The organism is Streptomyces sp. NPDC001492, from assembly GCF_053597275.1.
This window is the reverse complement of the sequence record NZ_JBSFHW010000105.1, coordinates 1-7,726: the sequence shown is the minus strand read 5'-3', so window position 1 is coordinate 7,726 and position 7,726 is coordinate 1. Positions and strand designations below refer to the sequence as shown.

1 protein-coding gene is annotated in these 7,726 nt (G+C 73.0%); it reads left to right on the top strand.

Annotation, left to right across the window (positions count from 1 at the left end; translation table 11 throughout):
* Window positions 1-7,726: amino acid adenylation domain-containing protein (locus ACWC1K_RS50460; protein ID WP_450840946.1), on the top strand; the 7,726-nt coding region annotated here is incomplete at both ends.

The following is a 7,726-nucleotide window of genomic DNA, read 5'->3' as shown; positions in this document are numbered from 1 at the left end:
CGGCGCTGGGCGCACGCCCTGGTCGAGGAGGCGTCCTCGCCCGAGCGGATGGCGGAACTGGAGCTGTGGCGGTCCGTCGTCGAAGGACCCGACCCACTGCTGGGCACGCGGGCGCTGGACGCGACCGTCGACACCATCTCCACGCAGGAGTACGTATGGCTGCGGGTGCCCACCTCTGTCACCCGGGCCCTGATCACCGATGTGCCGGCGGCGTTCCGTGCGGGTGTCAACGACGGTCTGCTGGGTGCGCTTGCCGTGGCGGTCGCGCGGTGGCGTGAGGGCCGGGGTGTGGCCGAGTCGTCGTTGCTGGTGCGGCTGGAGGGTCATGGCCGTGAGGAAGCGGTCGTGCCGGGTGCGGATCTCTCGCGCACGGTCGGCTGGTTCACCAGCATGTTCCCGGTGCGCCTGGACGTGGCGGACACCGACCTCGACGACGCGCTGGCCGGGGGCACGGCCGCCGGGGCGGTGGTCAAGGCCGTCAAGGAGCAGGTGCTGCGTATCCCGGACAAGGGGATGGGCTATGGCCTGCTGCGCTATCTGAATGACGAGACGGCGGCCGTGCTGGCGTCGCATCCGAGTGGGCAGATCGCCTTCAACTACCTGGGTCACTTCACCGCCGCCGACATGCCGGAGGAGCTGCGGGGTCTGGGCTTCCACCAGGCGTCGGGCGCGGGTGAGTTGATCGCCACGCCCGACGCGGACATGCCGGTGATGTCCACCCTGGAGATCAACGCGCTCGTCGATCACTCCGGCGAGCTGACCGCCCGTATCGGCTTCCCGAACGGCGTGCTCGGCCGCTCGGACGTCGAGGAGCTGGCCGCGCTCTGGCAGACCGCCCTGGAGGGTCTGGCCCGCCATGTGGCCCGGCCCGGCGCGGGCGGTCTGACCCCCTCGGACGTACCGCTGGTCACGGCCGGCCAGGCCGAGATCGAGCGCTGGGAGCAGCAGCACCCGTCGCTGCGTGACGTGTGGCCGCCGACCCCGCTCCAGTCCGGCCTGCTCTTCGAGTCGATGCTCGCCGACACCACGCACGACGCCTACCAGATGCAGTTCGCGTACCACCTGTCCGGACCGGTGGACGCGCGGCGCATGCGGGTCGCGGGCCAGGCACTGCTCGACCGCTACGACAACCTGCGCACGGCGTTCGTCTCCAACACGGCCGGCGATCTGGTGCAGCTCGTCCTCGACGAGGTCGAACTGCCCTGGCGGCACCTGGACCTGACCGACGCCGACGAGGAGGCCTTCCAGCGGTTCCTGGCCGCCGACCGCGCCGAGCGCTTCGACCCGGTCACGCCGCCGCTGCTGCGGCTCACCCTCGTCTCCCGCGGACCGGACCGCTCCGCCCTGGTGCTCACCGCCCATCACGTGCTGTTCGACGGCTGGTCGGTGCCCACCCTCATGCAGGACCTGCTGCGGTTGTACGGCTCCGGGGGCGACGCCTCCGCCCTGCCGCGGGCGCGCGGCTTCCGTGACTTCCTCGCCTGGCAGGCGCGGCAGGACCGGACCGCGGCCGCCGAGGCGTGGGCGGCCGAACTCGACGGCTTCGACGAGCCGACCCTGCTCGTGCGGGACAAGGACCCGGCCGCGCACAGCGACGACGTCGGCAACGTCGACGTACCGCTGTCACCGGCCCTGACCCGCGGGCTGTCCGCATGCGCCGCCGACCTGGGCGTCACCCTCAACACCCTGGTGCAGGGCGCCTGGGCGGTGCTGCTCGGACAGCTCACCGGCCGCCGCGACGTGGTGTTCGGCGCCACCGTCTCGGGCCGTCCGCCCGAGGTGCCCGGCGTGGAGTCCATGGTGGGCCTGTTCATCAACACCCTGCCGGTACGGGTGGAGCTGTCGCCCTGGCACAGCCTCCGGCAGGTGCTGACCGGCCTTCAGCACCGGCAGGGCGAGCTGCTCGACCACCACCACTACGGCCTCAGCGAGATCCACCGGACCGTGGGGGCGACCCGGCTCTTCGACACCATCGTCGTCTTCGAGTCGTACCCCGTCGACCACGTCGGCCTGAGCGAGGCCAACGACACGGCCGGCGTCGCCATCACCGGCATCACGCCGTTCAGCGGCACCCACTACCCGGTGACCGTGATGGCCGACGCCGACCCCGCCCTCCGCCTGTCGCTGCAATACCAGCCGCACGTGTTCGACCGGCCCGCGGTGGAGCTCGTCGCCGAACGCTTCGAACAGGTGCTGCGCCGGCTCGTGACCGACCCCGAGCTGCCGGTCGGCGCGGTGGACGTGCTCATACCCTCCGAGCGTGAGCGGGTGCTGCGCCTCAGCGGCACCGCCGCGCCGGCCGTGCCGGACACGACGATCCCCGCGCTGTTCGAGGCACGGGCCGCCGCGGCACCCGACACCGTTGCGGTGATCAGCGGCGACGAGTCGCTGACCTACGGGGAGACGGACCGGCGCGCCGACCGGCTGGCGCGCGGACTCGCCGCCCGTGGCATCGGCCCGGAGTCGCTGGTGGCCGTGGCGCTGCCCCGTACCCCCGACCTGGTCGTGGCCCTGCTCGGTGTGCTGAAGGCCGGCGCCGGCTATCTGCCGATCGACCCCGAGTACCCGAGCGCCCGCCTGGAGTTCCTGCTGTCGGACGCGGCCCCGTCGCTGATCCTCACCGACCCGGGCTCGGCGGCCGTCCTGCCGGACACCGGCATCCCCACCACGACCCTCGCCGAGCTCACCGAGCCCGGCGCCGCGTCCGCGCATCCGGTGGCGGCCCGGCCGGAGAACGTCGCCTACGTGATGTACACATCCGGCTCCACCGGCCGGCCGAAGGGTGTCACCATCACCCACCGCAACGTCACCAGCGTCCTGCCGGGCCTGCTCGACACCCTCGGGGTCAGGCCCGGGATGCGGATGCTGGCGAGCGCGTCCGTGAACTTCGACGTCTCCGTGTACGAGATCTTCTCGACGCTGAGCCACGGCGGCACCGTCGAACTCGTCCGCGACGTGCTCGCCCTGGGCGAGCGGGACACCTGGTCCGCCGACGTCGTCAACTCGGTGCCGTCCGCGTTCGCCGAACTCCTCGACGAACTGCCGGGCCGCATCAACCCCAAGGCCCTCGTGTTCGCGGGCGAGGGCCTGCCCGGCTCCCTGGTGGAGCGCGTCCGCGCGGCCTTCCCCGGCGCGCGCGTGGTCAACGGCTACGGCCAGACCGAGTCCTTCTACGCGACGGCGTACATGCTCGGCGCGGGCGAGCAGTTCACCGGCGGCGCGAGCGCGCCCATCGGCCGCCCCCTGCGGTACGGCCGCGCCTACGTCCTCGGGGCCGGGCTGCGGCCCGTGCCGCCCGGCGTCGTGGGCGAGCTCTACGTCGCCGGTGCCTCGCTGGGCCGCGGCTACCTCGGCCAGGCCGGTCTGACCGCCGAGCGGTTCGTGCCCGACCCGTTCGGTCCCGCCGGTTCGCGCATGTACCGCACCGGCGACCTCGCCCGCTGGACCCCCGACGGCCAGCTCGCCTACGTCGGCCGGGGCGACGGCCAGGTGAAGATCCGCGGTGTGCGCGTGGAGCCCGCCGAGGTGGAGGCCGCTCTGGTGGCCCACCCCGACATCGAGCAGGCCCTCGTCATCGCCCGCCGGAGTCCCGCGAGCGGTGCCTCGGCGTCCTCGTATCTGGCCGCCTATGTCGTCCCGGCCGGGAGCGAGCCGCTGCGGGACCTGCGCGGCTACATGTCCGCGAAGCTGCCGGACCACCTGGTGCCGTCCGTCTTCGTGACCCTCGACCGGCTTCCGCTGCTGCCCAACGGCAAGGCGGACCGCTCCGCGCTGCCCGAGCCGGAGTTCGCGGGCGTGCCCTACCGCGCCCCGCGGGGCGCCACCGAAGAGGTGCTGTGCCGGCTGTTCGCCGAGGTGCTCGGCGTGGAACGGGTCGGCATCGACGACGACTTCCTGGTCCGCGGCGGCCACTCGCTGCTCGCCACCCGGCTCGTCAACCGGATCCGCGCCGAACTGGGCGCCGAGGTCCGCGTCGGCCGCGTGTTCGACGCGCCCACCGTCGCCCGGCTGAGCGGGCACCTGGCCACCGGCGACCCGGCCCGGCCGCTGCTGCGCCGCGCCGAGACCCGGCCCGAGCGGGTGCCGCTGTCCTACGCCCAGCGCCGCCTGTGGTTCGTGGACCGCTTCGAGGGGCCGTCGGCGACGTACAACCAGTCCTTCGTGCTGCGCCTGACCGGGCCGCTGGACGTCGACGCGCTGCGCGCGGCGCTGGGTGACGTGGTCGCCCGGCACGAGACCCTGCGCACCCTCGTGGCCGAGGACGCCGACGGCCGGCCGTACCAGCGGGTGCTGCCCGTCGCCGACGCCGGCCTGGACGTCACGCTGACCGAGGTGACACCGGACACGGTCGACGAGGAACTCGCCCGGATCATCGGCCGGCCCTTCCGGCTGGCCGCCGACCTTCCCGTCCGCACCGCCCTGCTGCGGCTCGGCGCCGAGGAGCATCTGCTGCCCCTGGTCATCCACCACATCGCCGTCGACGGCGAGTCGATCGCCCCCCTCGCGCGCGACCTGGCCACGGCGTACGAGGCCCGCCTGGAGTCCTGCGCACCCGACTGGGCCGAACTGCCCGTCCAGTACGTCGACTACACGCTGTGGCAGCGCGAACTCCTCGGCGACGAGGACGACCCGGACAGCCTGCTGGCCGCCCAGGCCGAGTTCTGGCGCCAGGAGCTGGCGGGGGCGTCGCAGCCACTGCAGCTGCCGACCGACCGGCCCCGCCCCCCGGCGCCCAGTCACCGCGGTGACGTCGTCGAGTTCGGCATCGCCCCCGAGGTCATGACCGAGGTGGAGAGGCTCGCCCGGGACAGCGGCGCGACCGAGGCCATGGTGCTCCAGTCCGCGCTCGCGGTGCTGCTCGGTCGTCTCGGCGGCGGCGAGGACATCACCATGGGCTCGCCGATCGCCAACCGCACCGACGCCCAGCTCGCCGACCTGGTGGGCTTCTTCGTCAACACGTGGGTGCTGCGGGCGGATCTGTCCGGGGCGCCGTCGTTCCGGGAGGTGCTGGGGCGGGTCCGGGACCGGGCGCTGGCGGCGTACGACAACCAGGACGCGCCGTTCGAGCGTCTGGTGGAGGTCCTCAACCCGGAGCGTTCCACCGCCTACCACCCGCTGTTCCAGGTGATGTTCGCCTGGCAGAACATCGCCCGTGAGGACTTCGGGATGCGCGGGCTCGAGGTCAGGTGGGAACCCTCGTTCTCGGACACCGCCAAGTTCGACCTGTTCTTCAACCTGGGCGACATCCCGGGCCAGGGCGTCGTCGGCAACCTCGAATACGCCACCGACCTGTTCGACCGCTCCACCGCCGAGGGCCTCGCCGACCGCTTCCTGCGGGCCGTCGAGCAGCTGGTGACCGACCCCGGGCGCCGCATCGACCAGGTGGACGTGCTGCTGCCGGGCGAGCGCGAGCGGTTCGACGGCCGCAGCGGACCGGGCCTGCCGGTGGCGGACACCACCGTGCACGCCCTGTTCGAGCGGCAGGTCCGGGCCCGCCCCGACGCGCCGGCGGTGGAGTGCGGGGCGGTGCGGCTGACGTACCGGGAGCTGGACGAGCGGGCCAACCGGATGGCCCGTGCCCTGATCGCGCGGGGGGTGACCGGGGAGTCGGTGGTGGGGCTGGCGTTGCCGCGCTCGGCGGACCTGGTGGTCGCCCTGCTGGGCGTCATGAAGTCGGGCGGTGCCTATCTGCCCATCGACCCGCGCTACCCCAGCGCACGGCTGAGCCTCATGCTGGAGCACGCCCGCCCGGCGCTGCTGCTGACCGATGCCGCGACGGCGCCGACGCTCCCCGGGCACGACGTGCCCGTGGTCCTTCTCGACGACCTGGACCTCGACGGCGGCGACCCGAGCCCCGTGGCGACCGAGGTCCACCCGGACAACGCGCTGTACGTGATGTACACCTCCGGCTCCACCGGCGTCCCCAAGGGCGTCACGGCCACCCACCGCAACGTCGCCGGCTGTCTGCCCACCCAGGTGGACGCCGTCCGCATGGGCCCGGGGAAGCGGATGCTGGCGGGCACCTCCATCAACTTCGACGTGTCGGTGTTCGAGGTGATGACGGCGCTGACGAGTGGCGGTGTCGTGGAAGTGGTCCGTGATGTCCTGGAGTTGACGGAGCGGGAGAGCTGGCGGGGCGGTGTCGTCAGTTCGGTGCCGTCGGTGTTCTCCGAGATGCTGGAGCAGATCGCCGGCAGGGTCGCGGTGGACACCTTGGTGTTCGCGGGTGAGGCGTTGCCGGGTTCGCTGGTGGAGCGGGCGCGCGCGGCCTTCCCGGGGGTGCGCATCGTCAACGGCTACGGCCAGACCGAGACCTACTACGTCTCACAGTTCCTGCTCCCGGGCGACCAGGACTGGACCGGCGGCGCGACCGCTCCGACAGGTTCCCCGCTGGACTGCGTACGCGCCTACGTCCTCGGCGAGGGGCTGCTGCCCGTGCCGCCCGGTGTGCCCGGCGAACTGTACGTCGGGGGCGCCTCCGTGACCCGTGGCTACCGTGGTTCCCCCTCCCTGACGGCGGAGTGGTTCGTGCCGGATCCGTTCGGGCCGGCGGGTGCGCGGATGTACCGGACCGGGGATCTGGTGCGCTGGGACCGCGAGGGACGGCTGGAGTACGTCGGCCGCGGCGACGCGCAGGTGAAGATCCGCGGTCTGCGGATCGAGCCGGGTGAGGTGGAGGCGGCCCTGACCGCCCACCCCGGCGTCGCCCAGGCCGCCGTGGTGGTCCGCGAGGGCAACTCAGGCACCAGGCAGCTCGTCGGCTACGTCGTCCCGGCCCGCACCACGGCGGCCGTCGAGGAGCCGGCCGCCACGGGCCGCAGCCACCTCGACCTGACGGCGGGTGTGTCGGTTCCGGAGCTGCGCCGGTTCGTGTCCGGGCGGCTGCCGGAGTACATGGTGCCGTCGGCGTTCGTGGTGCTTGACCGGCTGCCACTGGCCCCGAACGGCAAGCTGGACCGCAAGGCGCTGCCCGCTCCCGTGTTCAAGGGGGAGACCTATCGCGCGCCTTCCAGCGAGGCGGAGATGGTGCTCGCGGGGGTGTTCGCGGAGGTGCTGGGCGCGGACCGGGTGGGGGTGGACGACGACTTCTTCGCGGTGGGCGGGGACAGCATCCGCTCCATCCAGGTGGTCTCGCGGGCGCGGGCGCGGGGCGTGGAGGTCACTCCGCGGGAGGTCTTCCAGCACCGCACGGTGGCCTCCCTGGCGGCGGTGGCCGCCGGACGCGGTGGTGCCGCTGAGGCCTTGGAGGAGTTGGAGGGTGGCGGGGCCGGTTTCCAGCCGTTGCTGCCGATCAGCCGGTATCTGCTCGAACTGGGTGGTGGTTACGGCCGGTTCAGCATGTCGGCGGTGGCCGAGCTGCCGGTGGACATCGACGAGGCCGGGTTGATCGCCACCGTCGGGGCGGTGTGGGACCGGCATGATGTGCTGCGCTCACGGCTGGCCGAGGACGGCATGGTGGTGTCCGGGCCGGGCTCGGTGGACGTGGCGGAGCTGATCCGTCGGGTGGAGTGCGACGGGGTCTGGGACGAGGCCTGGCTGGAGCAGGCCAAGGCCGAACTCGACATCGCCACCGGTTTGTTGGATCCGGCTGCGGGGGTGATGGGCCGGCTGGTGTGGTTCGACGCGGGGCCGGACATTCCGGGCCGTCTGATCGTCGTGCTGCATCACCTGGTGGTGGACGGTGTCTCGTGGCGGATCCTGCTGCCGGATCTGGCGGCGGCGTGGA